Genomic DNA, 26,945 nt, shown 5'->3' on the forward strand with positions numbered 1-26,945 from the left:
CACGTGAAATATTGGCCTTGCGGAGTACCGCAAGGCCAATGTTACAGTTGCTGGATACCGGGGAACCAGGGGGTGCCTGTTTTGGAGTACGTTCCTTAGGTGCTGGTAAGTGAAATACGCCTTCGGCGTGTGAAATATTGGCCTTGCGGTTGCCGCAAGGCCAATGTTGTATTTACTCTTTCTGATAACCAATGGTTTAGAATTCTTTTTTGCGGATCCAGCGGACGCTGAGGGTGTAGCTGATCGCGATGATGACCAGGGTAAGGGCGGCCAGGAGGGCAAAGACAGCCGGGAGGGACAAGCCGGCCAGGCCGGTGGCCAGGACTTCGGTACCATTCGGCATAGCCCGGGAAAGGACAGCCGCGGACAGCATACCGACACCCATGAGGATTCCTATCGCAATACGGCCCTGGTCACCGGGGAAACGGATGCGGAGAGGAACCATGATGGAGATGAAGATCAGGCCCAGGAAGAAACAGATGCCTACGGTCTGCAGTACTTCAGGCATGTTCACATCGTGCACAGCGAGCTGACGGCCCAGGCAGCTGAGAAACGCGAGCGCCAGGGCCGCAACCAGCAGGATGACACCGAGGACGAATTTCCCGGTCGCGTAGGTTTTCCGGTCGAAAGGCATGGCAAACAGGTGGGTCTGGCAGTTGTCCAGTTCATCATAGCTGCAGGTGCTCATGGCCAGAATGGCGGACATCATGGTCAGGAAGGAGATGCAGAAGGTAATCTGATTCATAACGGCAAACCAGACGGCCAGGACCAGGAAGATAGGGACAGTTCGGTTCTGGTTGCGCAGCAGGCAGAAATCTTTTATCAGCAGGCCTTTCATAGTTTTTCTCCTTTGAGCATAATCATCATAAATTCATCCATGGAGATCCGGTCGACCACCATGCGGGGGTAGTTTTCAATGTAAAAACGTTTCTGATCGGTCAGCAGGCTCCAGCCGAAGCTTTCCTGCCTGCGGTACAGGATATACTGTTTATCCAGGGTTTCGTATTCCTGGGGGCTGACTTTGAGGATGGCATAATCGCTGAGCAGGCGGTCCGTTTCCTCGTGGCAGAGGATCTTTCCACCGCTGATCATATAAAAGTCATCGCAAAGCTGTTCCAGGTCGCCGGAAATATGGGAACTGATGAGGATGGAACTGTTTTCCCGGTTCTCGATGTATTCACGCAGCATTTCCAGGATCTGGTCCCGGGCCAGGACGTCCAGGCCGGCGGTGGGTTCATCCAGGATCAGCAGATCCGCGTTGTGGGAAATGGCACTGAGGACCTTCACTTTGGCCTTCATGCCGGTGGAGAATTCCTTCAGCTTTTTCTTCATGGGCAGGGAAAGGGCTTCGGCTTTTTCCCTGAACCAGTCGGCGTCGAAATCAGGATAGAAGGCGGCAAGGATTCTGCTGATATCGGTTACTGTCAGCTCACCGCTGAAGCCGGATTCAGCCATGACCACGCCGATGCGCTGCAGGTCGGAAGGACGAATGGTATCCGCCTTCCGGCCGAAAAGTTCAACTGTGCCGCCGTCGGAATGGATCAGTCCCAGAACAGCCTTGAAGGTGGTGCTTTTGCCGGCTCCGTTGGGGCCGATAAAGCCGGTGATCCGGCCAGGCAACGCTTCCAGGGAACAATCCAGGGAAAAATCCGGATAGTTCTTTTGAAGGTTCGTGAGTTTCAACATGGTTTATTCCTCCGTGATGATATCGAGCATATTGCGCAGTTCTTCCGGACTGATCCCGTAGCGCTTTGCCTTTTCGGCGACGGCCTCCAGGTCCTGTTCCAGGTCCCGCCGCTGCTCCTCCTGGATCATCAGGCGGTTCGGGGTGCGGACAAAGGTGCCCTTTCCGTGGACGGTGGCGGTGAGTCCCTCTTCCTCCAGGAAGTCATAAGCCTTTTTCACCGTCAGGGCGCTGATCTTCAGATCCCGGGAAAGGACCCGGACGGAGGGAAGAGGCTCGTTTTCCGTCAGTTCACCGGACAGAATCATGTGCTTGATGGACTCCACGATCTGCTCATAGATCGGGGTCATAGACGTAGTGCTGATAATGATATTCATGAAAATCCTCCTCGCGAGTGGGGGTTTCAGCATAAACAGTATATAACAGTGCAGAACTGTTGTCAACTGTTATACGGTGTTTATTCGAAAAAAGATGCCGGAATGGCATACGGCCCGGATAGAAACAAAGGATACACAGGGGAATGATCAAAGGGCCGGGAGAAGCTGACATCCAAAACGGAACATTTTCAGGGGCGGATACGTTTATATATATGTATGGATCAGGAAACCATGCATTCCGGAACGGGAGTATGCAGGGGAGGTGCAGTGTGATATAATGCTCGCTGTATTCCGGATACATGGAGGCGGTCGATATGCGTAAGAAGGTTTTTATTCAGTGGTTACAGATTATTTTGGGACTTCTGGTATTTGCCTTCGGCGTGCATCTGACCATCTTTGCCAATATCGGACTGGCACCCTGGGACTGCCTAGGCATGGGGATCGCGAGGCATACCCCGCTGAATTACGGCCTTTCCATGACGCTTATGTCCCTGGTGATCCTCTGTATCGACCTGCTGCTGAAGGAGCGGATCGGTTTCGGAACAATCATCGACGCGCTGCTGACCGGCAACTTTGTTCAGATGTTCAATGATCTGAACCCGCTGGCGGAAAACAGCAATATTTGGCTCGGCATCCTGATCATGGTGACGGGCTTCGTGTTTATGGCCCTGGGAATGTGGATCTATATGAAGGGTGAGCAGTGCTGCGGCCCGCGGGATTCCCTGCTGGTCGGCCTGGGCAAGCGGCTTCCGAAAATACCGATCGGTATCGTGGAAGTGATGCTCTGGGCAGTGGTGCTGCTGGTCGGATGGTTGCTGGGCGGACCGGTGGGCATCGGAACGCTGATCAGCACCTTCGGCGCGGGAATCGTGATGCAGGTGGTCTATAACCTGCTGCATTTTGAACCCCGTCAGATCCGGCACAGGGATGTGCTGAACACGATCCGGATCCTGTTTTCCTATAAAACAGAAGGAGCATAAAACAGATTATGAAGAAATTGATCATATGTATGACTGCCGCGCTGCTTGCGCTGGCGATGTGTATCGGTGTACTGGCGGAATCCGCTTCGGAGCCCGCCGCGGAACTGTATGATTCCCTGGTAAACCTGCTTTTCAATACGAGCAACGTGACCCTGAAGGGTACTGCCGAGTTCAAACTGGACGGCGAATGGTTCAAGACTGCCGAAGGAACCTGGCAGCAGGATGGTGACCGGGCCTTCCGGCAGCTGCTGCTGAAGGCGCCCGGAAAGAACGGCACAGAGAAGAAAAACGGTTATACGATCTTTGTTTCCGGTGATGATTACAATCTGATCGAGGAGTTTACGCCCAGCGTGTACACGACCGGTGCCACAGCCGGACGGAATTCCATTCTCCGTAAGTCCGTAGGCGCAGAGAAGTTTATCAGCCTGGGCAAGATGCTGGCTTCACAGGCCAACACCCTGCTGGGCGAAAACGTGATCACGAAGACCTCGGACGGATACAGCATCAAGCTGGACGGAAACCTGCCTTACTTCGCGGATACAGCGCTGAACATGTTCGCGCAGTTCGCGGCGAACCGCTATTTCGGTATGGACTATGACAAGATCAGTGCCGGCGCCCAGTACTCCATGCAGAGTTTCCGCACCGTGACGGAAAGCCTTGTGTACTGCATGCGGAGCGTTTCCCTCAAAAAGGCTGAGGTGAACGTGACGAATGATGCGAACGGTGCCGTGAAGCACATTGAGGGAACGATCGCCATCGATGTCAATACGGCCGCGGACGGCATAAAGCTGCTGGAAGTGTCTTTCAGCGCGGACGTGACGGACCTGGGAAACACCATGGTGAAGAAGTTTGATCCGAACGCGTACAATGTTGTGCCTGCATACACCTATAACAATACCAATCCTGTGGACGAGGGAGCAGAGGCTCCCACCGCCGGAATCTGATCGGATCTGAAGGATGAAGCCCCGGATCTATTGATAATAAACAGGTCGAAAGGCCTGTTTTTTTGTTGTATAAAAATATTATTGTAAAGATGACTAAAAATACTTGACATCTCGTGTAAACGTGCTTATGATGAATATGGTCAAAGTGACAATAAAGGAGGCGATGGAGATGCATGACTCACTGCACCAGGGTCAGCTGTACGTGACGGTGGACATGCTGATCCTGACGATTCGGGAAGGGGAACTCAACCTGCTTCTTTCCAGGAGAAAGGATACTCCCTATGCCGGAAGATGGGCCTTGCCGGGACGGTTTGTCGGGCTGGATGAATCAGCGGAAACAACGGTCCGGAATCTGCTGGAGGAGATGCTTCCGGTGGAGAAGCCGTTCCTGGAGCAGCTGTATACCTTCTCCGAAGTCAACCGGGATCCCCGGGGACGGGTCATCTCCACCGCATACCTGGTCATCGTACCGGGGAAACAGCTGGATGCCCTGATGAAGGAAAAACAAACACCCTTTACCCGCTTTGAGGTGTCAACGGGAGACGGCGGGCTTCGCCTGGCGGGGGAAAACGGTACTGTCCTGATCGGCAGCGACCTGGCCTTTGACCATGGCCGGATCATCGAGACAGGCGTGCAGCGACTGCAAGGGAAGATTGATTACACAGACGTGGGATTCCGGTTCCTGAACGACCTGAACGCCTTTACATTAGGGGAACTGCAGACCGTGTTTGAAGCGGTCCTGGGGGAAAAGCAGGACAGCAGCAATTTCCGCCGCGACATCCGGAAACGGTATGAGGAATCGGGCAGGCTGGTCCTGACAGACCGGGAAGACAAACAGAAAAGGGGCCGTCCGGCCTCACTTTATCAACTGAAAGATATCAACTGAAGGGACAGAGGTGATCCGGATATGAAAAAGATACTGATTGCGGTGGACCTGCAGAATGATTTTATTGACGGCGCGCTTGGCACAAAGGAAGCGGAAGCGATCGTTCCCGCGGCCGCGGCGCGGATCCGTGAATACCGGAAGGAAGGGGCAGAGATCATCGCCACCCTGGATACCCATGGCGAAGACTATATGCAGACCCGGGAAGGTAAAAAGCTTCCGGTGCCTCACTGCATCCGGGGCACGGAAGGCTGGCAGCTGAACCCTGTGATCCGGGAAGCACTGGGAGACTGCACCCTGGTGGAAAAACCCACCTTCGGAAGCGTCCGGCTGCCGGAGCTGGTCCGGGAACGGATCGGACAGGATGAGAACGTGACGATCGAGCTGCTGGGCCTGTGTACGGATATCTGCGTTGTCTCCAACGCGCTGCTGCTGAAAGCGGCGTTTCCGGAGGCGGAGATCCGGGTCAGCAGCGCGTGCTGCGCCGGCGTGACACCGGAAAAGCACCGGGCCGCGCTGGAAACCATGGCGAGCTGCCAGATCGATATTCTGTAATCTGCGACAGGAGGATATAGAAGATGAGCACTTATCAGTTTAACGCGGAAGCAACCCGGGACCGGCTGGTGGAACTGATCCGGAAAACAGCGGAGCGGCAGGGATTCAGCCGCGTGGTGATCGGCATTTCCGGCGGCAAGGATTCCACCGTGACCGCGGCGCTGTGCGCGCGGGCGCTGGGGAAGGAAAACGTCTACGGCGTGATGCTGCCGGACGGGGAACAGAAGGATATCAGTGACAGCCGCAAGGTATGTGAATCCCTGGGAATCAACCAGCGGACGGTGAACATCGGTGCGATCCACCAGGCCCTGAAGGCCGTGACCGACCAGAACGGGATAACGGCGGAAGCCGGGGAGTTCTCCGTTGAATACAGCCGCCAGGCGGATATCAACGTGGGCCCGCGCCTGCGGATGACGGTTCTGCGCTATATTGCCCAGGCACTGAACGCCCGGCTGGCCGGCACAGGCAACCTGAGCGAAGCCACCACGGGCTACTGCACCAAGGACGGGGATACCTCCTGCGACTTTGCTGTCCTGGGGAAGCTGACCAGCGTTGAAGTGGTGGAAGTGGGTAAGACCATCGCTGAACTGCCCCGGGAACTGGTGGAAAAGACTCCCTCAGACGGGCTGAGCGGCAAGAGCGATGAAGAGAACATGGGCCTGCGGTACGCGGATATCCACCTGTACCTGCGGGAAGGAACCTGCGGCAATCCGGAGACCGATGAAAAGATCCGCAGAAGGGAAGCGGCCAACATGCATAAACGGCGGATGCCGCTGACGCTGGATCCCTTTGAAAAGGAGTGAGTCATATGAAGAAGGCACTGGCATTTTTCGGAGCGTTCAATCCTCCCACAACCGCGCACCTGGAACTGGCGCGTTACGCGATGGAGCAGACCGGACGGGAGAGCGTTGTGTTTGTTCCTTCCCGGTCGGCCTATATCCGGGAAGAGCAGGGAAAAGATTATGCCTATTCCGACCGTGCCCGCCTGGCGATGCTCCGGGCTGCCCGGGAAAAGCGGCCGTGGATGGCGGTGACGGATTACGAGCTGACCCTGGATCACCAGCCCAGGTCCTATGAGACCCTGTGCCGCCTGAAGGAAGAAGGATACGAAGCGGCACTTCTGATGGGTTCCGACAAGCTGGCGGAACTGGAAACCCGCTGGAAATACGTGCGGGAGATCGCTGAGGAATTCGGCATTGTCTGCATGGAACGGGCCGGGGATGACTGCGGGGAGATCATCCGGAACAGCTCCTTCCTGACGGAACTGATGCCCTATATCACCGTCCTGAAGACGCCGGAAGAGACAAAGAACATCTCCTCCACCCAGGTCCGGGAACTGATCACCCGGGGCGAAAACCCGGAGGGACTGGTTCCGGGAGAGATTCTTGAGCTGCTCGGCACCGAAAAGAAAGAGCACGCGATGAAACTGGATCCCATCATTACGTCCCTGCTGGATACGGACCTGTACAAGTTCAACATGGACCAGGTTATCTTCCATAAGCACACGGACCTGAGCGGAGAATACTACTTCCGCTGCCGGAATGAGGGCGTTGTGTTTACGCCGGAGATGTTTGAGGAGATCAACGCGCAGATCGACCACCTGTGCTCGCTGACCTTCACGAAGGACGAGCTGGATTACCTGCGTTCCATCCGGTTCCTGAAGAGCGACTATGTGGAATTCCTGCGCCTCTGGCGTCCGATCCGCGACTATGTGCAAACCAGGCTGACCAAGGACGGCACCCTGAAGATCGTGGTGCGGGGACCGCTGTTCTCCGCCATGCAGTTTGAGATCTACCTGCTGGAGATCGTCAATGAGGTCTATTTCCGCCTGAAATATGACTATGCCGAGTTGCGGAAGTCCGCGGAGGAGCGGCTGAATGAAAAGATCAAGGCGTTCCAGAAAGGCAAATACACCTTCAGCTTTGCTGAATTCGGCTGCCGCCGCAGGCTTTCCCGGGAATGGGAGGACGAGGTGGTCAGGCGGCTGGCTACGGAAACCACCAACTGCGTGGGTACCTCCAACGTGATGCTGGCCAAGAAATACGGCCTGAAGCCCATCGGAACCTATGCCCACGAGTTTGTGCAGATGTACCAGGGCATCGACTCCATCCCGCTGGCCTATACAAACCATTACGCGCTGGAAGACTGGTACAATGAGTATCGCGGCGATAACGGAACCGCCCTGACGGATACCGTGACCACGGATCTGTTCCTGCTGGACTTCAACCGGGCGATGGTGAACAACTTCACCGGCGTGCGGCATGACAGCGGCGATCCCTATGAGTGGGGCGAAAAGATGATCGCGCACTATAAGAAGTACGGCGCGGATCCCAAAACCAAGCTGCTGCTGTTCAGCGACAGCCTGGATTTTGATCGGGCCCAGGCACTGTATGACTACTTTAAGGACCGGGCAAAGGTGTCCTTCGGCATTGGTACGTTCTGCTCCAACGACACCAGCGAGGAAGCGCTGAATATCGTTATCAAGCTGCAGACGGTGAACGGCCGAGCTGTCGCAAAACTGTCCGACTCCGCCGGGAAAACCATGTGCCGGGATGATGAGTATATGGAATACCTGGAACGCTCTGTCGCTTTCCGCCTGAACCGGGAGAAAGAAGCGGAATAAAGGAAAATCAACCGGGAAATGCTGCCATAAACGGCGTTTCCCTTTTTTCATCGGGAGAGGCAAAATAAGTACGCATAAATTTCGCAGGATTGCATTTTTTGTCCAAAGGAAGTATGCTATCATGCGAAGTGTCAAAAACAAGCAAGGGCGGAAATACCGTCGGAGGAGGACCCATGATTGAGATTCAGAATGTAACCAAAACATACTCCAAAAACAAGAAAAAGGCCGTGGACGGCCTGACGCTGAACGTGGAGGGCGGAGAGCTCTTCGGTTTCATCGGGCCCAACGGCGCCGGTAAGACCACCACGATCAAGATGCTGACCGGCGTGCTGAAGCCCGATGAAGGCTCCATCACCATGGCGGGCCACCGCATGGATACGGACCGGCTGGAAGCCCAAAAGCTGATCGGCTTTGTGCCGGACGGCAATGACCTGTATGACCGGCTGAGCGGCATGGAGTACCTGAACTTCATGGCGGATGTCTATCAGGTGAGTGCCTCCCGCCGGAAGGCACACATTGAAAAATACCTGCACATCTTCGAACTGGAAGACGCCATCAACAGCCAGGTGCGTACCTATTCCAAGGGTATGAAGCAGAAGCTGGTCGTTATCGGCGCGCTGATCCACAATCCGCCGATCTGGATCCTGGACGAGCCCCTGGGAGGCCTTGATCCCCGTGCTGCCCACCTGCTGAAGGAAGAAATGATCCGTCACTGCAACGAGGGCAATACCGTCTTCTTCTCTACCCACGTGCTGGAAGTTGCTGAAAAACTGTGCACCCGCATCGGCGTGATCGATCACGGCACCCTGCGGGCCCAGGGCACCCTGGAAGAACTACGCTCCGGCGAAAAGGGCGCCAGCCTGGAAGACCTGTTCCTGCAGCTGACGGAAAAGGATGACGGAGGCGAAAACGAATGAAGCAATTCATGGCATTGCTGCGGCTGCAGCTGCTGTCGAAGTACGCGGACCTGAAACCGCGTAACCTGAAGACGGCGCTGAAGGAAAAGAAAGGCCGCACCATTGGAATGTTTATAGCCATCCTTTTCCTGGTCCTGTATCTCGGAGGCATGCTCTTTTATATCGAAACACAGATGATCGATACCCTGCTGAAATTCGGTATGGCGGATATGCTGATCACCCTGGCGGTTGTGTTTGCCACGGTGGGTACAATCATCCTTTCCTTCTTCTTTGTACTCAGTTCCCTGTTCCTGGGACGGGACGCGGCCTATCTGGCCTCGCTGCCCATTAAACCCAGGACGCTTCTGAGTGCCAAGCTGACCCAGGTGTGGATTTCCGAAACCGGGATCAACGCGCTGATCATCCTGCCGGCCTGCATCCTGTATGGAATCAAGACCGGCGCGGCGGCGATCTTCTACGTCCGGATGGTTGTGGTATGGCTGCTGATCGCAATCCTGCCCATCTGCCTGATCGCCATTCTGTCCACCCTGCTGATCCGCCTTTCCGCCCTGTGGAAGCATAAGGAAATGCTGCTGACTGTCGGCGGTATCGTGTTCCTGATCGGATACATGTATCTGATGATGAATCTGAGCACCATCAGCAGTGACGCTGCCGACGGCGGAAGCATGATACAGAACCTGCTGATGAACAACACCGAACGGATCACTTCCATGACGAAGCTGTTCCCGCCGACTGCCTGGGCGGCGGAAGGCATGCTGGGACAGAACGATACCATGTTCCTGGTCTGGATCCTGGTTTCCCTGGCTGCTCCGGTGCTGCTGGTGTGGCTGCTTGGCTACGGCTACCGGAAACTGTCCATGCTGCAGTCTGAAACACCCGCATCCCCGAAGAAGAAGTTTACCGGCCGGGAATCCTTTAAGTCCGGCGGCCAGCTGAAGGCCTGCATCCTGCGTGAGATCAAGACGATCCTGCGGGTGCCGTCCTACGCGACCAATATCCTGCCTATAAGCTTTATGCCCGTGATCATGATCGTCATGATGAACGTGGTGGTAGGGAAGATCACTGCCAACCAGGCTCCGGTGGATGCGGCCACGGTAGACGCGGCCGCGACTGCCGGAAAAAGCATCGGCAGTCTGTTCGCAACAATGTTCCCGGTCCAGATTATGTGTATTATGGCCGGTGTAATGGCCTACATGGGAGGCCTGAGCCCCGCCCTGTGCACGGCGGTTACCCGGGAAGGCAAGGGGCACGGTTTCCTGACTGCGCTGCCTGTGCCGACCAGTACCTTTATCCGCGCCAAGTTTATTGTGGGTTACGGTCTGAGCGTGATCGGCCTGGCTGCCGCGACTGTCGCGCTGATCGTACTGTTCCCCGGATTTGAACTTCAGGCTGTCCTGGCCCTGGTTCTGTGCCTGCTGTTCCTTTACGCGAATGCCTGCCTTGCCCTGAGCCGGGATATCAAAAAACCCCGCCTGGACTGGGTGACCGAGCAGGAAGCTGTGAAGCAGAACTTCGGTGTCATGATCTCCATGGCCATTTCCTGGGTGATCCTGGTTACGCTGGGTATCCTGGCTTACTTCCTGATCTCCCGCGGCCTGGAAATGTGGCCGGTCTTCGGCATCCTCGGCGGGATCCTGCTGGTCCTGTGCATCGTAACGCGCAGTTACCTGTATAAGACCGCGGAAAAGTACTACTGCGAGAAATAAAACAAAAAACCGGCGCAGCCCGTATGGGCTGCACCATTTTTATAATGAACAATGAAGAATGAACAATGAACAATTGTTTACTGCTTCCGCTCATTGACAGAGCGAATGCGGGAAAAGTATAATCGAAGAAAAGAAACTGAAAGAGGAACAGGCGTATGAAGAAGATTGTGTCTTTGTTCATCTGTATGATCCTGCTGTGCGGAACCGCGGCGGCGCAGACTGTATCCCTGCCGAACAGCGGGTACGTGCTTGAACTGCCGGACGGGATGAAATACAGTATGCCGGAACCGGAAGACTACGGCATGGCTGCCTATACCTCCGAAACGCTGGAGATGGACTATGTTTCCTACCTGAAAGCGGACGCTTTCCGGCAGGGAATGGCGGAAACGCTGCGGGAGACCGCAGAAAATCTTGCCGCAAGCGGGGAAGAAGCCGAACTGCGGGACGTGAACGGGGTTCAGATGCTGATCTTCCGGATGACGGATGACGCGGACGGCGCTTCCGGAATCGGTTATGTTTTTGAGGACGGGGAGTGGATCATCGAGATCAACTTCTGGTACGCAACACAGGAAGCGGCGGAAGAAACGGAAAAGATCATTTCCTCCATCAGGAAAAAATGATTATTGAACAATCAATTGTGAACCGGATCCTTTGGATCCGGTTTTGTCTTTGCGGGTTTGTTTGTGGTATAATAAAGTGTTCATATTTGCACAGAAAAGGCGGCAAAAACCGCCGGAGGGACTATGAGCTTTACGCATCTTCACCTGCACACGGAGTACAGCCTGCTGGACGGTGCCTGCCGGATCAGCTCCCTTGTGGAACGGCTGAAAGAACTGGGTATGGACTCCTGCGCGATCACTGATCACGGCGTTCTGTACGGCGCGATCGATTTCTATACCACGATGAAGGATGCCGGGATCAAACCGATCATCGGCTGTGAAGCGTATGTCTGCCGCGACCGGACGGACAAGTCCCTGGCCGGGCGGGAAAACAGCCACCTGATCCTGCTGTGCGAGAACAATACCGGCTACCAGAACCTGATGTACCTGATCAGCGAAGGTTTCCTGACAGGATATTACTATAAGCCGAGAATCGACTACAACCTGATCCGGGAACATCATGAGGGCCTGATCTGCCTGAGCGCGTGCCTGAGCGGCGACCTGCCGAAGCTGCTGCTGAACGGGCAGGATGAAAGCGCCCATGCCTATGTGCGGGAAATGCAGGAGATCTTCGGCAAAGATAATTTCTATATTGAGATCATGGATCACAACCTGCGGGAGGAGAAAACCGTGCTGCCGCGGCTGATCGCTCTGGCCCGGGAAATGGACGTTCCGCTGGTCGCGACCAATGACTGCCACTACCTGGAAAAGAAAGACGCCCATGCGCAGGAAGTGCTGATGTGCATCCAGACCGGCAAAACACTGGCGGATGAACAGCGCATGCGGATGGAAACGGAAGAGCTCTACGTTAAAAGTGAAGAGGAAATGCGGGCATTGTTCCGCCAGGTGCCGGATGCCGTTGACCGGACCCGAGAGATCGCGGACCGGTGCAATGTGGAATTTGAGTTTGGCGTAACACGCCTGCCGCACTATCCGGTGCCGGAAGGCGAAACGGCGAAGAGCATGCTGCGCCGCCTTTGCGGGGAAGGCATGAAGCGGCTCTATCCGGACGCGAAAGAGGGGGACGAACCCTATACGCGACTGGAATATGAGCTTTCCACCATTGAACACATGGGCTATGTGGATTACTTCCTGATCGTCTGGGACTTCATTCACTATGCCAAATCCCACGGGATCATGGTGGGCCCGGGCCGCGGCAGCGGCGCAGGCTCCATTGTGGCCTATACGCTGGGAATCACCATGCTGGATCCGCTGAAGTACCAGCTGCTGTTTGAACGCTTCCTGAACCCGGAACGGGTCAGCATGCCCGATATTGACGTGGACTTCTGCTACGAACGGCGGCAGGAGGTCATTGACTATGTGGCCCGGAAATACGGATCGGACCACGTGAGCCAGATCATCACCTTCGGTACCATGGCGGCAAAGGGCGTTGTGCGCGATGTCGGCCGGGTGCTGGGTATGAGCTACCAGGAAACAGACGCGGTGGCCAAAGCCATTCCGTTTGATCTCGGGATGACACTGAACAAGGCGCTGAAGATCAGCCCGGTGCTGCGGGAAATGTATGATAACCAGCCCAAGGTGAAGGAACTGATCGATACGGCGCTGACCCTGGAAGGAATGCCGCGGCATGCTTCCACCCACGCAGCAGGTGTGCTGATCACCGGTAAGCCGGTGGTGGAGTTTGTGCCCCTGCAGCGGAATGATGAGGTCATCACCACCCAGTATCCGATGGGCACCATTGAGCGCCTGGGCCTGCTGAAGATGGACTTCCTGGGCCTGCGTACGCTGACGGTGATCCGGGATACGCTGGATATGATGCGGGAAACCGGGAAGGATATGAAACCGGAAGAGATCCCGCTGGATGACCCGGAAGTGTATGAGATGATCAGCCGGGGAGATACGGACGGCGTGTTCCAGATGGAAGGCGCGGGCATGACCGGCTTCCTGACAAACATGAAGCCCAGCTGCTTTGAGGACATCATCGCGGCCATTTCCCTGTACCGTCCGGGCCCCATGGAATCCATTCCGCGCTATATTGCCGGCAAGGCGAACCCTGCCAGCGTGAAATACAAAACAGAAAAACTGCGGCCCATCCTGGACGTGACCTACGGCTGTATGGTGTACCAGGAGCAGGTTATGCAGATCGTGCGGGACCTGGCGGGCTACAGCTACGGCCGGAGCGACCTGGTGCGCCGCGCCATGGCGAAGAAAAAGCATAAGGTCATGGAGGAGGAACGGCAGATCTTCGTTCACGGCCTGACGGATAAGGACGGCAACGTCACGGTACCCGGCTGCGTGCGCAACGGGGTGCCGGAAAACGTGGCCAATGAGATCTATGACGAAATGATCGCTTTCGCCAGCTACGCCTTCAACAAGTCTCATGCCGCGGCTTACGGTGTGGTGGCTATGCAGACAGCCTGGCTGAAGCGGTATTACCCGGTGCAGTTCATGGCGGCCATGCTGAACAGCGTATACGGCAATACCGGCAAGATCGCCGGGTATATTCAGTACTGCCGGGGCCGGGATATCTCCGTGCTGCCGCCCAATGTGAATCGGAGCCGCTGGAAGTTCACCGTTGATACGGATGAACGGGGCAAAGCCGCGATCCTCTTTGGCCTGGGTGCCATCAAGAGCGTCGGGGAAAACGCAGTGAACGCGATCATCCGGGAACGGGAAGCTGCCGGACCTTTCAGGGATATCTTTGATTTCTGCCGCCGGATCGATACTACGGAATGCAACAAGCGGGTGACAGAAAGCCTGGTCAAGGCAGGCGCCTTCGACGGCATGGGTGCCAACCGGCCGCAGATGCTGGCGGTGTATGAGGCAGCCATGGACGCGAACCAGGCCATGAAAAAGAAGAACGTTTCCGGCCAGGTCAGCCTGTTTGATATGTTCGGCGGCGGGGAAGAACAGCCCATGTTTGACGCCGAACTGCGGCTCCCGCCCCTTCCGGACTGCCCGGCCAAGGTCAAGCTGAAGATGGAAAAGGATGCTGCGGGAGTATATATGACCGGTCATCCGTTGGATGATTATAGGGAGAAGCTGAAGAAGCTCACCTATACAGCGGCGGAGATCACCGAACCGGAAGAGGAAGCCGAAACGGCAGACATGGACGGGGTCTTTGTGGACCTGGGCGGTATCCTGACGGAGGTCAAGGAGAAAGCCACCAAGAAAGGCGACTACATGGCCTTTGTGACCCTGGAGGATATGACCGGGCAGATCGAGTGCTTGGTGTTCCCGCGGGTGTTTGAAAAATACAGGCTGCTGCTGAACGCGGATGAAGCTGTGGTGATCAGCGGCAAGATCAGCGTGCGGGAGGATGAAGCTCCCAAACTGCTGGCGGAGCGCATTACCCGGCTGGAAGAGTGGACGGCACAGCCCTCCATGCTGCGGCTGGACGATTTCCGGAAAAAGAACGAGGCGCAGAAAACCGACGCGCAGCTGGCCCAGGAGGCGGACCGGAAGGTCTTCCTGAGGCTGGCACGGAAGGATATGGACCGGGCGGGCGCCGTGCTGGCGCTGTGTGCCGGGAATGTGCCGGTTTATATGCATATTCCGGAGGAGAAGATCACCCTGCTGTGTCCGCGTGAAAACTGGTGCAGCGCGGACGAAAACTGCCTTCAGAGACTGCGGGACGCGCTGGGCGCGGAGAACGTGGTCCTGAAGCAGAAAGGATGATAGAACATGGAACAGAAAACGAACCGGACAGCGGAGGTGATCCGCTTTGCCCTGACGGGCGGGATCTGTTTTCTGGTTGAACTGGCGGTACTGATCCTGCTGAAAGGGAAGTTCGGTGTGGATACGCTGATCGCGACGCCGATCGCGTTCCTGGTTTCCGTAATCCTGAACTACCTGCTGTGTGTGGTATGGGTGTTCCGCGGGGCGAAAAACCACGGAGCCGGCGCCAAGGCAGGTTTCCTGATCACCAGCGTGATCGGTCTGGGACTGAATGAGCTGCTGATGCTGGTCTTCCGCCTGATCCTGGGCGAGGATGCTGTGATCCTGACCCTGGGAAGCAGGCAGGTCAACATGTATGTGCTGAACAAGTGCCTGGCCACGCTGATCGTGATGATCTGGAATTATTTCTCGAAACGGGCGGTTTTGTACCGTAAGGTGAAGCAATGATCAGACTGGAACATGTGACAAAAATGTATGGCAGCATTCCGGGACTCCGGGATGTTTCGCTTCATGTTCCCAAAGGGCAGATCGTGGGCCTGCTGGGCCGGAACGGTGCGGGGAAAACCACGGCACTGAACCTGATAACCGGCTATTTCCCGCCGACGGAAGGAACGGTTCGCATCGGGGACAAGGATATGCTCGCGGATCCGCGGGCCTGCAAGCGGATGATCGGCTACCTGCCGGAGAAGCCGCCGCTGTATGACGAGATGACGGTGGAGGACTTCCTGTCCTTTGTCTGTGAACTGCGGGAGGTTGTCCGGAAGGCAAGCCGCGCGCATGTGGATGAGATCATTGAGCTGTGCGCACTGAAGGAGGTCAGGCACCGGGTAATCGGCCACCTGAGTAAGGGATACCGCCAGCGGGTGGGTATTGCCCAGGCACTGTGCGGCTCACCGGAGATCCTGATCCTGGACGAGCCTACAGTGGGCCTGGATCCCCGGCAGACTGTTGAGATGCGGGAACTGATCCGGAAGCTGGGAGAAGCGCATACGGTGCTGTTTTCCAGCCATATCCTCAGCGAGGTGCAGCAGCTTTGCTCCCGGGTGATCATCCTTAATGAAGGCCGGATGGTGCAGAGCATTGACCTGACGGAAAAGCCGAAGGATACCGTGCGGCTCCGTGTACGCGCTGTGGGTCGGAAAGAGGCACTGCTCAATGCCCTGAAGGGTCTGCAGTGCGTTCAGCAGGCGGAAAGCGTGAACAGCCCGGAAGAAGGAACAGCGGAGTTGGTGCTGACCTGCCTGGCCGCGGATGAACAGGGCAGGGCTACGGACCAGATATTCCAGCTGCTGGCCGGGATCAATGCCCCGATCCGGATGATGGGAGAAGAGAGGGACAGCCTGGAGGAAATATTCCTGCGAAATACATGAGGAATAATTCAGAATTCAGAATTCAGAATTATAGTGCCTGCAAGCAGGCACTTACTGAAAACTGAAGATTTAAAACTGAAGGATGAATAATGGTGGAAAAAACAGCACAGAGTGCTGTTTTCAGAAATTGAATCAGATCTCTCCACGCGGCCTGCGGCCTTGGTCGAGATGACAAAGTGAAGAGTGAAGAGTTGAGAGTGAAAAGATTCCAGTGAAAAGTTGCCCGCGTACGTGCGGGCGGGCAGGAGGCAAACAATATGAACACGATACGGAAGCGGGAGATGCAGGGGTACTTTTATACGCCTGTGGGCTACGTTTTTATCGGCGTGTTCCTGGCGGTTTCCTCCGTTATGTTTTATGTGGACATCCTGAGGACGCGTAGCGGCGACCTGCCGGTTTTTATCAGCGATATGAGCTATCTGTGGATGCTGCTGTGCCCGATCCTGACCATGAGGCTGCTGGCGGAGGAAAGGCAGAAGAAGACGGACCAGCTGCTGCTGACCAGCCCGGTATCCCTGCCGGGCATTGTTATCGGAAAATACCTGGCCGCGGTAACCGTGCTGCTGATCACTGCCGGAATGACGCTGTTCTATGCCCTGGTGGTTGCGCTTTACGGGCAGGTTTATCCGGCGGAACTGGCGGTGAACTACCTGGGCTTTATCCTGCAGGGATGCGCACTGGTCGCCATGGATATGTTCCTTTCCGGCTGCGCGGCCACACCGGTGATCGCGGCGGTGTTGGCCTACGGGGTTAACCTGCTGCTGTGGATCGTGGACCTGCTCTACAGCACGATCACCGTGGACTGGCTCTCGGGCATCCTGAAGTTTATTTCCCTGTACTGGCGGAATGAGAACTTCATCAAGCTGGGACAGCTGAGCTTCGCAACAATCCTGTTTGACCTGTCGTTTATCGCGGCGTTCCTGGCGCTGACGGTATTCAGGCTGGACCGGAGAAGGTACAGGCGCTGAAGATTGCTGGGCAATCTTCAGCGCAATGAAGAATGCAGAATGCAGAATGAATAATGGTGGAAAAAACAGCACGGAGTGCTGTTTTCCGGAATTGAATCCGCTGCGGCGGGGGAGATCCCTCGACTACGCTCGGGATGACAAAGTGAAGAGTTGCCCGTGCACGGGCAGTGAAGAGATTCCAGTGAAGAGTGAAGAGATAACAGTTGCCCTTAGCGGGCTAAGGAGCAGGAATAGATGGGTAAGAAAGAAAAGCACGGGAACGGGAAGTGGAAATACAGCTCCATCTCGGCATTGATGCTGGCGATGGTGCTGATCGCGCTGCTCGCGCTGAACGTGGGTGCTTACACGCTGGAGAAAAACCAGGGCTGGCGTCTTGATTTCTCTTTCAACGGCATCCTGTCCCAGAGCGCTGAAACCAAAGCTGTGCTGGACAAAGTAACAGAGCCGGTTGAGATCTACGCGCTGTTCCGCAAGTCAAATGAGCGGGAGGAAGGCCTGGTTGAGATCCAGGAGCTGCTGGACAAGTATGCCGCAGCCAGCGACAAGATCAGCTGGAAGCTGGTGGACCCGGCACTGAATCCCACCCTTTTGCAGCGCTTTACTACAGAAAACGTGATCCCCGGTGAGAATACCCTGATCGTCTGGTGTGAAAAGACGGGACGGTTCCGCGTGGTCGGAGGCGAGGACTTTTTGAGCCAGAGCTTCGACATGGAAACCGGTGAGATCGTCCAGAGCGGACTGACCTACGAACGCGGCATCACTTCCGCCATCGCTTATGTGATCAGGGACAGGGTACCGGAAGCGGTTATCCTGCAGGGACATAAAGAGTATGGAAGTGATGAGCTCCAGTACTTTGAGAACCTGCTGGAAGCCAACCAGTACAAGGTAAAATACCAGACCCTGAAGGAAAGCGCATACACACCGGATCCGGCCGACCTGCTGATCTTCTTCTGCCCGCAGATGGACCTGACTGAAACAGAACTGGAGAAGATGACGGATTTTGCCCAGAAGGGCGGAAGCTTCCTGTTTGTGAGCGATTACGATGATCCGCTGAGCAGTATGCCCAACTATACCACGCTGCTGCGCAACTACGGATTTATTCCGCTGGACGGCATGGTGGTCGCGGATACAGCGGACGCGGATTCCTATTACCGGTATGTTTATGCGCTGCATCCCGAGATGTGTTCAACAGACCTGACGATCAGCCTGATTGCCACGGAATCGGATTACCTGCTGCTGAACGGATCGAGGGCTTTCGCTACACCGGAGGAAGGAGACCGCAACCTCAGTGTGGATGAAGTACTGCGCAGCGGTGAAACTGCTTACCTGAAGGATGCCAATGCCACAAGCAGCATGAAGGAGCCGGAGGACCCCACCGGGCCCTTCTCCCTGGCCTTACAGGCCCGCCGGGTGACAACTGACGGCTATGTTTCCCGGGCGTTTATCATCGGGGACAGCGCGGCCCTGACCAGCAGGGAACTGTATGAATATACCAACAGCATGCAGTTTGTCGTGCAGGTGATGGATTCTCTGCTGCAGGTGGAGGAATCCGGTGTGCAGGTTTCCCCGAAGGATATTATCCGCCCCGGACTGAAAGCAGCGAGTTCGTCCCTTGGCTCCATCCTGCTGGTCGCCATGCCCCTGCTGGTGCTGCTGGCGGCGCTGCTGGTGATGAGGCCGAGGAGAAACGCGTGAACGCGTTTCTCCAATGAACAATTAACAATGAACAATGAACAATTGCGGATAAAACAGCACGGAGTGCTGTTTTCAGGAATTGAATCAGATCTCTCCGCTTCGGTCGAGATGACAAAGTGAAGAGTGAACAGTGAACAGTTGCTGTCGGTTTTGACAGCAACCGACAGCGAAGGAGACGGGCAGTGGCATGCAAAAGGTGGAAAGACAGAAACATAAGGACCGGCGGCGGGGAAGGCTGACCGGGATCATCCTGTGCGCTGTTTTGCTGGCTGCCTGTGTTACGGGAGGGCTCCTGCTGTTCCGTAAAGGAAAAGAACAGCAGCCTGTTGTTTCTGAAAAGGTGGATCGATCTGGAACGATTATCCGGCGCGCTGAAGAGGAACTGGAAAGTATCACCGTGACGCGGCCGGAGAAAGATCCCTGGACAGTGGTTCGGGATGAAGAGGGGAATCTGCGGCTCCTGACGGATGGGGAGACTTCCTCCTGGAATGTGGACCGGACAATTGCCCGCATGCTGACGGACGTTGCTGTCAACCTGACTTACGAAGAAGTGTTTACGGACAATCCGGAGGAGTGGAAACACGAAGCCCGGGCTTTCGGCCTGGAAGAACCGGCCGTGATTGCCGTATTCCGTTATACAGACGGAACAGAGAAAACCGCGCGTATCGGACACTCCTCAGACGCGGAAGGGAATTCAGCCTACTATATGTCGATAGACGGAGATGACCGTCTGTATGCCGTTTCAGCAGGTACGCTGGAAGACCTGAACGTGGATATGGATATCCTTCATCCGGTTGCGCAGCCAGAAATAAAGAAAGCCCTTCTGGACCGGATCACGGTGAAGAACGGGGACGGAACCATACGGCGTGAATGGGCACTTCAGGGCAGGATTACAGACCGTGATGCGGCTGAAAACTGGATCCTGACTACGCCCTATACCTACCTGGCGGATTATGACTTTATCAAAGGTATCCTGGACACGACTGAGAATATCCGTCTGGGAGTCTATATCGGCGAGGCAAATGAGGAAAATGTGAAGGCCTGCGGGCTGGACCAGCCAACATCGATCATAGAGTTCCATATGGCCCAAGGATCCACCGGCACGGTGAGCAATTCAGGTGTATATGACGTTGTGGACTGGGAAGAATCCACTGTGACGCTGACGATCGGTGGGCATAAAACCGATATGACGTCCTACGTCCTTTATAAAAACGAGATCTACACCATTACAGACTTTTCCCTGCAGGCTATTCTGGAGACGGAAATCCTTAGCACTGTTGCGCGGTATACGATCGCGACGCCGCTGACATCGCTGAAAAGCATTGTGGTGGAAAAACAGGGAGAGGAAGCAGTTCTTTATACTATTTACCAAAAAGAAGCTGAGGAAACCGAAGAAGCTGAAGAAACCGAAGATACTGAAAAAACGGAAGATCCGGGTTACGGGTGCCTGCGGAACGGAAAGGAAATATCCTATGATATGTTTTCCGCTGCCTGGGACCGCCTGCTGACCGTTACGGTGAGCGGAAAGCTGCCGAATGGATATGTGCCCGGCGAACCGCATACCCGGTATACGATCCATTCCGTGAGCGGCGCGGTTCACACAGTGGAACTGAGCGAACTGGATGCCATGCATGACGCGGTGACCCTGGATGGATATACGCTTTTCTACCTGATCAAAGGCGGAATGACGGATCTTCCGCAGGAAGAGCAATAAAGAATAACAGAGACAGAAAAAAGCCCAATGCGTGATGCATTGGGTTTTTTCACATATGGAAGATCAGATGATTTCATAGCCAATGATATTTCGTCCGGTGTATTTTACAGTGACCTGGTCTCCGGCTTTAAAATCGGGGAGAGGAATCTCCAGATCCCAGTAATACCGCTGTTCCCGCGTGCCGTGCTTGTCAGCCTGGCCGAGGAAGATCAGACCCCTGCAGGCCACACCGTCCACGAAAGAGGATTCGCTTTCGGCTTCGCTGTATTCCAGCGTTTCTGTATGGTTACGGCCGGAAAGGGCGGAGGAGATCAGCTTCTTATACCGGTGAAGAGGCTTGCAGAACAGGTCGATCACAAAGGCTGTGACGGCGAAGATCAGGGCAAAGGAGACAATGCTCAGCCATTCCAGACGGATGATCATGGAATACACAAATACGGCCAGGATAACTGCCAGGATGATCCCCAGGATGATATAGCGCTTTTTCAACTGGGAAGAGACGGACTGAAGGTCGTTGGAAGAATACAGGTCTGTCATTTGATCACGCTTTCCAGAATTCACAATTCATAATTTATAATTCATACATAATTCTTTACCGCTGTACAAGCGGTACTTTATTTCGAAACGTTGCTATATACAACATTCATATCATGAAGGTAAACAAGGCAAAAGTCAAGCCAAAAAGGATAAAAAGAAACCGTCCTCCTTGTGCAGGGGAGGACGGTATGCTTGCTTGATGTGTCGGTTAATGTCAGACCAGCTCGAGAATGACCATCTCGGCGGCATCGCCGCGACGCGGTCCGAGCTTATAGATGCGGGTGTAGCCGCCGGAGCAGTTCTTTTCAGCGTTGCGGGCCTTGTACTTGGGTCCGAGTTCGCGGAAGAGCTTTTCCACCACAGGATGCTTGTTGTCCTTGGTGCGCTCACGGTAATCAGCCTTGTTCTCGTCGTCCTTCTTGGCTTCCTTCAGATCGTACAGATAAGCCATCATGATACGGCGGGCGTGCAGTTTGGACGGGGCATCGTTCACCACTTCCAGGGTGACCAGCTGTCCCTTGTCGTTATGGGTTTCCTTGGTGGTGGAAACCGTATTTTCGCATTCGCGCACAGCCAGGGTGATCATTTTGTCGGCGATCCGGCGGACTTCCTTGGCCTTGGCTTCGGTAGTCGTGATCCGGCCGTTCCAGATCAGGTTGGTCACCTGGTTACGAAGCAGCGCCTTGCGCTGATCCGCGGTGCGACCCAGCTTGCGTTGGTTAGCCATGGGAATTCCCTCCTAAATTAGTCATCATTGGGGCGCAGGCCCAGACCCAGAGCGCTGAGCTTCTGCTCAACTTCTTCCAGGCTCTTACGGCCGAGATTGCGGACCTTCATCATGTCTTCCTGATTCTTCTGCACCAGCTCAGCAACGCTGTTGATGCCGGCACGCTTCAGGCAGTTGTAAGCACGGACGGAAAGATCCAGTTCTTCGATAGTCATCTCCAGAACCTTATCCTTCTTGTCGTCTTCGGGCTGGACCATGCTCACGGGCATGACCTGATCGGTCAGGCTGATGAACAGGTTCAGGTGCTCATTCAGAATCTTGGCGGCGCTGGAGATCGCCTCTTCAGGCTTCAGCGTGCCATTGGTCCAAATCTCAAGTGTCAGCTTGTCGTAGTCGGTGATCTGACCTACACGGGTATCTTCAACCGTGTAGTTGACCTTCTTCACGGGGGTGAAGATGGAGTCGATCGGGATCACGCCGATGGGCATGCTGGGTGTCTTGTTCTTGTCGGCGCTCACATATCCGCGGCCGCGATCGAGGGTCAGCTGCATCTGCAGGTGAGCATCCTCGTTCAGGGTGGCGATATGGAGATCCGGGTTGGCGATTTCAACCTCATCATCCGTCTTGATGTCGCCGGCCTTCAGTTCGCAGGGACCCTTCACATCAATCGTGAGCTGCTTGGGGCCGTCCGCAAACATCTTGCAGGCCATGGTCTTCAGATTCAGGATGATTTCCGTTACATCTTCCTTGACTCCCGGGATCGTGGAGAACTCATGCTGCACACCTTCAATGTGTACAGAAGAAACTGCCACGCCGGGGAGGGAGGAAAGAAGCACGCGGCGCAGGGAGTTGCCCAGGGTGTGGCCGAATCCGCGTTCAAGCGGCTCGATCACAAAGCGGCCATAGCAGCCGTTCTGTCCAACTTCGACGCATTCGATGCGGGCTTTTTCGATTTCGACGATCATTTCGTTGTACCCTCCTCAAAAAACGGGTTGTCCGGTAGTTATTAACGGGAGTAGAACTCGACGATCATGTTCTCCTGAACCTGCAGGTCGATATCCTCGCGGGTGGGAAGAGCGTTGACGGTGCCGGTGAGGTTCTGAGCGTCGAAGCTGAGCCACTTCGGGATCAGCGTGCTTGTACCTTCACGCAGGCTCTTGAACATCTCCATCTCTTCGCTGCGCTTGCGCAGAGTGATCTTATCGCCGACCTTCACCTGATAGGAGGGGATGTCGACTTTCATGTCATTGACCCGGATGTGGCCGTGGCAGACGATCTGACGAGCCATGCGGCGGGTCTTGGCCAGGCCCAGACGGAACACCACGTTGTCCAGACGCTGCTCCAGCAGGCGGAGCATGTTGTCACCGGTGATGCCCTTCATGTTGGCGGCCTTCAGGTAGTACTTGTGGAACTGCTTTTCCAGGACGCCGTATACGAACTTAACCTTCTGCTTCTCCTGCAGCTGGGCGCCGTATTCGGAGACCTTCTTGCGGCGGTTTCCGCCGGGATTGCGGGTGGATTTTTTATTGCCATAGCCCATAACGGCCGGGGAAATGTCGAACTTCCGGCATTTCTTGGCAATCGGATCTTTATTAACTGCCATTTCTGTCTGTCCTCCTTCTTACACGCGACGGCGTTTGGGCGGACGGCAACCGTTGTGAGGAATGGGCGTCACGTCCTTGATCATGTTCACATCCAGACCGGCGGCCTGAAGGGAACGGATAGCGGCTTCGCGTCCGGAACCGGGGCCTTTGACATACACTTCAACCGTGCGCAGACCGTATTCCATAGCGGCCTTGGCAGCGGTCTCAGCGGCCATCTGAGCAGCGAAGGGCGTGGACTTCTTGCTTCCGCGGAAGCCCAGACCGCCGGCGCTGGCCCAGGAAAGAGCATTGCCCTGGGTGTCGGTGATGGTCACGATGGTATTGTTGAAAGAAGAACGGATATGGGCAGCGCCGCGCTCAACGAGCTTCCGTTCGCGGCGTTTACGCGTAGCCTTCTTCAGCTTTTGCTTAGGTGCCATTGATTTTACTCCCTCCGTATTATCCGCATAAAAGCGGAATCAATTCAGTCAGAGACTTACTTGGTGGCTTTCTTCTTGCCGGCGATGGTCTTCTTGGGTCCCTTACGGGTGCGGGCATTCTGTTTGGTGTTCTGTCCGCGAACGGGAAGACCATGACGATGACGGACGCCACGATAGCAGCCGATTTCAATCAGACGCTTGATGTTGAGCGAAACTTCACGGCGAAGATCACCTTCAACCTTCAGGTTGTGCTCAATGTATTCACGCAGCTTGCTGATTTCGGTCTCGGAGAGATCCTTTACCCGTGTGTCGGGGTTCACACCGACTTCCGCGAGCATCTTCTGCGAAGTGGTCAGGCCGATGCCGTAGATGTAGGTCAGGCCGATCTCAACGCGCTTTTCTCTGGGCAGGTCAACACCTGCAATGCGTGCCATGTTAAGTAATACACCTCCGTATGTTGTTTGACCGTATGGTCAACCGGGAAAAGTTTTGTTTCGCATGGGGCGAGGCAACCCAACCAGGCACCGCGAAACTCGACTCCATGTTGGCTCCTGGTGAAAGCAGGCGCACAACAACACTGACGGACTGCTATGGAAGGTGCAGTCTGCCAGCGCCTAAAGAGACGGGGTTTGATTTCCCACCGGAACACCCGTTTTTCAACGGATGCAGCCGCCCGGTGGCAAACCAGGGCTAACTTCGACAGTTTATCACAAGGAAAGAAAAATGGCAATGAAAAATTCAAATAAAATCTTAAATTATTATAAAATATGTTACAAAATAATTAAATCGAACAATTAAAGAAAAGCCGGGAGAATCATCTCCCGGCTGGACTGCATGCAGTTATTATATACTGCGGATAAACCCCTTATATCTTGTGCCCTGGTAGGTCAGACTGCCGCAGTCACCTTCGGTAAGCATACCGTAATCCTTTCCGAGTACAGGGAATTCGATGCGCTCCCTGTTTTCCAGTTCGAAGGTGACATAATACCAGGTACTGGTTGAACTGTCAGAACCGGAAACATCCTGTCGCTTTGAGACTATACGGGCATCGACGGTCAGAATAGGGGAGTTATTGTTTCTGGACCATCTGATGAGTCCGGAAATGATGATATAGAGAAAGATGATGACAATAACCCCTACAACACAATACGCAGCCAGTTCACCAGGCTCGATATAGGTGCTTCTTCCGAAACGCATACGATTTCCCCCTTAAGAACTGCTCAATCCTCCGGGCAGGTGCAGCATTTGCCTGACTGACAGGAGAATATGGCTTATTCCTGTCTGTATTTCAGTTCCTGTATGGATTCCTCCTGCGCTGTTTCCGCATGACGGATGCTACGTTCAAAGCCTTTATACCTTGTGCCCTGGAATGTCAGTTTGCCGCTGTCACCTTCAGCAAGCAGACCGTACTCCTTCCCGGAGACATGGAGTTCCTTTCTTTCGCCGTTCTCCATCTCGAAGGTGACGTAGTATGTGGTGCTGGATGTGGTATGGTATCCGTGAGCTCCTGTAACATCGCCTGCGTTCCCATGACGATGAACGGAGACATCTTCCCGCTTTGAGACAATGACTGCGTCAACGGTCAGAATGGGGGAATTGTTGTTACTGATCCAGGTTTTTGTTCCTGAAACGATGGCATATATGAATCCGCCGATGACAAGCGCGGCAATCAGGACAAAGAAAAACTGGAAACCTGCGGGGGCTGAAGAAAAACCACTAAACATCCGGGCGACCTCCCTCTGAAATCAATTCATAATTCATAATGACAGATGCCTGCAGCTATTCCTTGCTGCCAGGATCAGTATACTGAATACATATAGTTAAATAAATGTTTTATATGGAAAAATATACAGGGATATTTCGCCGGAGCTGAGAGGGCAGGGAAAAGGACTGCCGGTTCCTTACTCTGCTTCTGTAAGTTTCTGATTGATCAGATCTATATAAACACTCCTGATATGACTTCCGATTTCACACTCCCCGATGATTTGTCCCTTTGAATCGATGAAATAATTGGTGGGGAAAGCAGAAACCGGGAGCATGCTCTCTATTCCCTCCCAGGGAATGAGATTGATATAATGAACACCCTTCTCAGATAGAATATCCCTGGCTTTGCTGATCATTTCGCTGTTTACCGGATCACGGATATCCATTACAATACCGACAATCGCGACATTCTTTTCTTTCAGTTTCCAATTCCGGGTCAGCTTTTCAAGATCAGGAAGTTCAGATATGCATGGTCCGCACCAGGTGGTCCAGATGTTCAGCATTGTCAGGGCATGACTTCCGAACAGATCTTCAGAATGAATCTCTTCTCCGTTAAGATCAACGGTTTCAAATATCACAGGCGGAAGGCTTTCTTTTCCTGGCTCGAAGAGACGGATCCGGCCGGGCTCCCTGCAGATTTCCACGAGGGATTCAAATTCCTGCTTTGATTCCGCGGACATCTTCCAGGCAAAATCATATCCTTCCGGAATATACCGGATGTAGAAGTTGTGTTCTCCAGCAGAGCCCAATTCTTCAAAATACTCAACCTCGAATTGCTTTTTGTATTCAGGGTGGAGATCATCAAGGGTTTTTCCGTTGTCCAGACTCAATACTGTCAATAAGCACGGCGTTAAGCCTTCGGTAAGGGCATCCAGTTCAGATGAATAGGCGTATTTGCTTTGGGTAATAAATTCGCTCTTTTCCTTTGGAACGGCAATATAATACAACATCGCCAAACGGACGTCTTCGTCAAGCCGTGTATCACATGCGATCTGAAGCGTTCCGCTGATCTCTGAAGCGGGAGGCAGATCAATTTCAAAACCGGTTCCGGGAAATCTCAGCGTTTCCCGGGATGATTCGGAGGACGCGCAGACGGGAGAAATGCCGCAGAGCACGATCAGTATCATGACCGGCAGGAGGCAGACTGCCTTACGAAGCTTCATCATATAAGTCCTCATTT

Annotated in this window: 27 protein-coding genes; 15 read left to right on the forward strand and 12 right to left on the reverse strand. The window is 54.6% G+C overall.

The genetic code is table 11. The features are described from left to right. Nucleotides 1-196: 196 nt before the first annotated feature. Genes JYE50_RS01310 through JYE50_RS01320 form a run of 3 tightly spaced genes read right to left on the reverse strand, consistent with a single transcriptional unit; the run spans nt 197 to nt 2,061 of the window. Nucleotides 197-838 carry an ABC-2 transporter permease gene (locus JYE50_RS01310; RefSeq protein WP_084096608.1) on the reverse strand — a complete coding sequence of 214 codons (642 nt, stop codon included), beginning with the start codon at nt 836-838 and terminating at the stop codon, nt 197-199. Next, nucleotides 835-1,686, reverse strand: a complete 852-nt coding sequence (locus JYE50_RS01315) for an ATP-binding cassette domain-containing protein (protein ID WP_084096607.1) — start codon at nt 1,684-1,686, stop codon at nt 835-837. The genes JYE50_RS01310 and JYE50_RS01315 overlap by 4 nt, the downstream gene beginning before the upstream one ends. A 3-nt stretch (nt 1,687-1,689) precedes the next feature. Further along, entirely contained in the window at nt 1,690-2,061 is a 372-nt protein-coding gene (locus JYE50_RS01320) for a GntR family transcriptional regulator (RefSeq protein ID WP_084096606.1), read from the reverse strand. A gap of 314 nt (nt 2,062-2,375) precedes the next feature. Here JYE50_RS01320 and JYE50_RS01325 point away from each other — a divergent pair, with 314 nt between their 5' ends. The 15 genes from JYE50_RS01325 (at nt 2,376) to JYE50_RS01400 (ending at nt 20,714) form a co-directional block, all read left to right on the forward strand. Then, nucleotides 2,376-3,041 carry a YczE/YyaS/YitT family protein gene (locus JYE50_RS01325; RefSeq protein WP_084096605.1) on the forward strand — a complete coding sequence of 222 codons (666 nt, stop codon included), beginning with the start codon at nt 2,376-2,378 and terminating at the stop codon, nt 3,039-3,041. An 8-nt stretch (nt 3,042-3,049) separates the two neighbouring features. Then, nucleotides 3,050-3,985, forward strand: a complete 936-nt coding sequence (locus tag JYE50_RS01330; protein WP_084096604.1) for a hypothetical protein — start codon at nt 3,050-3,052, stop codon at nt 3,983-3,985. A gap of 169 nt (nt 3,986-4,154) precedes the next feature. After that, nucleotides 4,155-4,871 carry an NUDIX hydrolase gene (locus tag JYE50_RS01335; protein ID WP_084096603.1) on the forward strand — a complete coding sequence of 239 codons (717 nt, stop codon included), beginning with the start codon at nt 4,155-4,157 and terminating at the stop codon, nt 4,869-4,871. A gap of 21 nt (nt 4,872-4,892) precedes the next feature. Beyond that, nucleotides 4,893-5,423: a cysteine hydrolase family protein gene (locus JYE50_RS01340; protein ID WP_084096602.1), complete on the forward strand. Its 531-nt coding sequence runs from the start codon at nt 4,893-4,895 to the stop codon at nt 5,421-5,423. A 23-nt stretch (nt 5,424-5,446) separates the two neighbouring features. Beyond that, nucleotides 5,447-6,226 (forward strand): NAD(+) synthase, encoded by a 780-nt coding sequence (nadE, locus tag JYE50_RS01345; RefSeq protein ID WP_084096601.1) that lies wholly within the window; start codon nt 5,447-5,449, stop codon nt 6,224-6,226. 5 nt (nt 6,227-6,231) lie between these two features. After that, entirely contained in the window at nt 6,232-8,046 is a 1,815-nt protein-coding gene (pncB, locus tag JYE50_RS01355; RefSeq protein WP_084096600.1) for a nicotinate phosphoribosyltransferase, read from the forward strand. A gap of 173 nt (nt 8,047-8,219) precedes the next feature. After that, the gene (locus tag JYE50_RS01360; RefSeq protein ID WP_084096599.1) at nt 8,220-8,963 is read left to right on the forward strand and encodes an ABC transporter ATP-binding protein; all 744 of its coding nucleotides are present in this window, start codon (nt 8,220-8,222) and stop codon (nt 8,961-8,963) included. Then, a complete protein-coding gene (locus tag JYE50_RS01365) occupies nt 8,960-10,669 on the forward strand; it encodes a putative ABC transporter permease subunit (protein WP_084096598.1) in 1,710 nt (569 codons plus the stop codon). The genes JYE50_RS01360 and JYE50_RS01365 overlap by 4 nt, the downstream gene beginning before the upstream one ends. 155 nt (nt 10,670-10,824) lie before the next feature. Further along, a complete protein-coding gene (locus JYE50_RS01370; RefSeq protein ID WP_084096597.1) occupies nt 10,825-11,289 on the forward strand; it encodes a hypothetical protein in 465 nt (154 codons plus the stop codon). A gap of 123 nt (nt 11,290-11,412) precedes the next feature. Continuing rightward, entirely contained in the window at nt 11,413-14,967 is a 3,555-nt protein-coding gene (locus JYE50_RS01375) for a DNA polymerase III subunit alpha (RefSeq protein WP_084096596.1), read from the forward strand. A 6-nt stretch (nt 14,968-14,973) separates the two neighbouring features. Then, nucleotides 14,974-15,414, forward strand: a complete 441-nt coding sequence (locus tag JYE50_RS01380; protein WP_084096595.1) for a GtrA family protein — start codon at nt 14,974-14,976, stop codon at nt 15,412-15,414. Then, on the forward strand, nt 15,411-16,337 hold the full coding sequence (locus JYE50_RS01385; protein ID WP_084096594.1) for an ABC transporter ATP-binding protein: 927 nt from the start codon (nt 15,411-15,413) through the stop codon (nt 16,335-16,337). The genes JYE50_RS01380 and JYE50_RS01385 overlap by 4 nt, the downstream gene beginning before the upstream one ends. Before the next feature lie 257 nt (nt 16,338-16,594). Continuing rightward, complete coding sequence (locus JYE50_RS01390; protein ID WP_084096593.1) at nt 16,595-17,305, forward strand: ABC transporter permease subunit; 711 nt, start codon at nt 16,595-16,597, stop codon at nt 17,303-17,305. A gap of 234 nt (nt 17,306-17,539) precedes the next feature. After that, on the forward strand, nt 17,540-19,000 hold the full coding sequence (locus tag JYE50_RS01395; RefSeq protein WP_084096592.1) for a DUF7088 domain-containing protein: 1,461 nt from the start codon (nt 17,540-17,542) through the stop codon (nt 18,998-19,000). A 187-nt stretch (nt 19,001-19,187) separates the two neighbouring features. Beyond that, the gene (locus JYE50_RS01400) at nt 19,188-20,714 is read left to right on the forward strand and encodes a DUF4340 domain-containing protein (protein WP_084096591.1); all 1,527 of its coding nucleotides are present in this window, start codon (nt 19,188-19,190) and stop codon (nt 20,712-20,714) included. A 63-nt stretch (nt 20,715-20,777) separates the two neighbouring features. Here the strand turns inward: JYE50_RS01400 and JYE50_RS01405 are convergent, their stop codons facing one another. The 9 genes from JYE50_RS01405 to JYE50_RS01445 form a co-directional block, all read right to left on the reverse strand. After that, entirely contained in the window at nt 20,778-21,251 is a 474-nt protein-coding gene (locus JYE50_RS01405; RefSeq protein WP_084096590.1) for a hypothetical protein, read from the reverse strand. A 214-nt stretch (nt 21,252-21,465) separates the two neighbouring features. Next, entirely contained in the window at nt 21,466-21,978 is a 513-nt protein-coding gene (locus JYE50_RS01410; protein WP_084096589.1) for a bL17 family ribosomal protein, read from the reverse strand. 17 nt (nt 21,979-21,995) lie between these two features. Further along, a complete protein-coding gene (locus JYE50_RS01415; protein ID WP_084096708.1) occupies nt 21,996-22,940 on the reverse strand; it encodes a DNA-directed RNA polymerase subunit alpha in 945 nt (314 codons plus the stop codon). Between the two features lie 44 nt (nt 22,941-22,984). Beyond that, nucleotides 22,985-23,581, reverse strand: a complete 597-nt coding sequence (gene rpsD / locus JYE50_RS01420) for a 30S ribosomal protein S4 (protein WP_084096588.1) — start codon at nt 23,579-23,581, stop codon at nt 22,985-22,987. 18 nt (nt 23,582-23,599) lie between these two features. Continuing rightward, entirely contained in the window at nt 23,600-24,001 is a 402-nt protein-coding gene (rpsK, locus tag JYE50_RS01425) for a 30S ribosomal protein S11 (RefSeq protein ID WP_084096587.1), read from the reverse strand. 56 nt (nt 24,002-24,057) lie between these two features. Continuing rightward, complete coding sequence (rpsM, locus tag JYE50_RS01430) at nt 24,058-24,435, reverse strand: 30S ribosomal protein S13 (protein ID WP_084096586.1); 378 nt, start codon at nt 24,433-24,435, stop codon at nt 24,058-24,060. Nucleotides 24,436-24,844: 409 nt separating this feature from the next. After that, nucleotides 24,845-25,198: a DUF2500 domain-containing protein gene (locus JYE50_RS01435; RefSeq protein WP_084096585.1), complete on the reverse strand. Its 354-nt coding sequence runs from the start codon at nt 25,196-25,198 to the stop codon at nt 24,845-24,847. A gap of 74 nt (nt 25,199-25,272) precedes the next feature. Beyond that, nucleotides 25,273-25,725 (reverse strand): DUF2500 domain-containing protein, encoded by a 453-nt coding sequence (locus JYE50_RS01440; protein WP_084096584.1) that lies wholly within the window; start codon nt 25,723-25,725, stop codon nt 25,273-25,275. A gap of 177 nt (nt 25,726-25,902) precedes the next feature. Then, nucleotides 25,903-26,931, reverse strand: a complete 1,029-nt coding sequence (locus JYE50_RS01445; RefSeq protein WP_179138397.1) for a TlpA disulfide reductase family protein — start codon at nt 26,929-26,931, stop codon at nt 25,903-25,905. Nucleotides 26,932-26,945: the final 14 nt, after the last annotated feature.

This window comes from Aristaeella lactis (assembly GCF_018118585.1).
In the GTDB taxonomy this organism is placed as follows: Bacteria; Bacillota; Clostridia; order Christensenellales; family Aristaeellaceae; genus Aristaeella; species Aristaeella lactis.

Coding starts and splice junctions, on each gene's coding strand:
- JYE50_RS01310 (WP_084096608.1), bottom strand. CDS start 838: ATGAAAGGCCTGCTGATAAAAGATTTCTGCCTGCTGCGCAACCAGAAC.
- JYE50_RS01315 (WP_084096607.1), bottom strand. CDS start 1,686: ATGTTGAAACTCACGAACCTTCAAAAGAACTATCCGGATTTTTCCCTG.
- JYE50_RS01320 (WP_084096606.1), bottom strand. CDS start 2,061: ATGAATATCATTATCAGCACTACGTCTATGACCCCGATCTATGAGCAG.
- JYE50_RS01325 (WP_084096605.1), top strand. CDS start 2,376: ATGCGTAAGAAGGTTTTTATTCAGTGGTTACAGATTATTTTGGGACTT.
- JYE50_RS01330 (WP_084096604.1), top strand. CDS start 3,050: ATGAAGAAATTGATCATATGTATGACTGCCGCGCTGCTTGCGCTGGCG.
- JYE50_RS01335 (WP_084096603.1), top strand. CDS start 4,155: ATGCATGACTCACTGCACCAGGGTCAGCTGTACGTGACGGTGGACATG.
- JYE50_RS01340 (WP_084096602.1), top strand. CDS start 4,893: ATGAAAAAGATACTGATTGCGGTGGACCTGCAGAATGATTTTATTGAC.
- nadE (WP_084096601.1), top strand. CDS start 5,447: ATGAGCACTTATCAGTTTAACGCGGAAGCAACCCGGGACCGGCTGGTG.
- pncB (WP_084096600.1), top strand. CDS start 6,232: ATGAAGAAGGCACTGGCATTTTTCGGAGCGTTCAATCCTCCCACAACC.
- JYE50_RS01360 (WP_084096599.1), top strand. CDS start 8,220: ATGATTGAGATTCAGAATGTAACCAAAACATACTCCAAAAACAAGAAA.
- JYE50_RS01365 (WP_084096598.1), top strand. CDS start 8,960: ATGAAGCAATTCATGGCATTGCTGCGGCTGCAGCTGCTGTCGAAGTAC.
- JYE50_RS01370 (WP_084096597.1), top strand. CDS start 10,825: ATGAAGAAGATTGTGTCTTTGTTCATCTGTATGATCCTGCTGTGCGGA.
- JYE50_RS01375 (WP_084096596.1), top strand. CDS start 11,413: ATGAGCTTTACGCATCTTCACCTGCACACGGAGTACAGCCTGCTGGAC.
- JYE50_RS01380 (WP_084096595.1), top strand. CDS start 14,974: ATGGAACAGAAAACGAACCGGACAGCGGAGGTGATCCGCTTTGCCCTG.
- JYE50_RS01385 (WP_084096594.1), top strand. CDS start 15,411: ATGATCAGACTGGAACATGTGACAAAAATGTATGGCAGCATTCCGGGA.
- JYE50_RS01390 (WP_084096593.1), top strand. CDS start 16,595: ATGAACACGATACGGAAGCGGGAGATGCAGGGGTACTTTTATACGCCT.
- JYE50_RS01395 (WP_084096592.1), top strand. CDS start 17,540: ATGGGTAAGAAAGAAAAGCACGGGAACGGGAAGTGGAAATACAGCTCC.
- JYE50_RS01400 (WP_084096591.1), top strand. CDS start 19,188: ATGCAAAAGGTGGAAAGACAGAAACATAAGGACCGGCGGCGGGGAAGG.
- JYE50_RS01405 (WP_084096590.1), bottom strand. CDS start 21,251: ATGACAGACCTGTATTCTTCCAACGACCTTCAGTCCGTCTCTTCCCAG.
- JYE50_RS01410 (WP_084096589.1), bottom strand. CDS start 21,978: ATGGCTAACCAACGCAAGCTGGGTCGCACCGCGGATCAGCGCAAGGCG.
- rpsD (WP_084096588.1), bottom strand. CDS start 23,581: ATGGCAGTTAATAAAGATCCGATTGCCAAGAAATGCCGGAAGTTCGAC.
- rpsK (WP_084096587.1), bottom strand. CDS start 24,001: ATGGCACCTAAGCAAAAGCTGAAGAAGGCTACGCGTAAACGCCGCGAA.
- rpsM (WP_084096586.1), bottom strand. CDS start 24,435: ATGGCACGCATTGCAGGTGTTGACCTGCCCAGAGAAAAGCGCGTTGAG.
- JYE50_RS01435 (WP_084096585.1), bottom strand. CDS start 25,198: ATGCGTTTCGGAAGAAGCACCTATATCGAGCCTGGTGAACTGGCTGCG.
- JYE50_RS01440 (WP_084096584.1), bottom strand. CDS start 25,725: ATGTTTAGTGGTTTTTCTTCAGCCCCCGCAGGTTTCCAGTTTTTCTTT.
- JYE50_RS01445 (WP_179138397.1), bottom strand. CDS start 26,931: ATGATGAAGCTTCGTAAGGCAGTCTGCCTCCTGCCGGTCATGATACTG.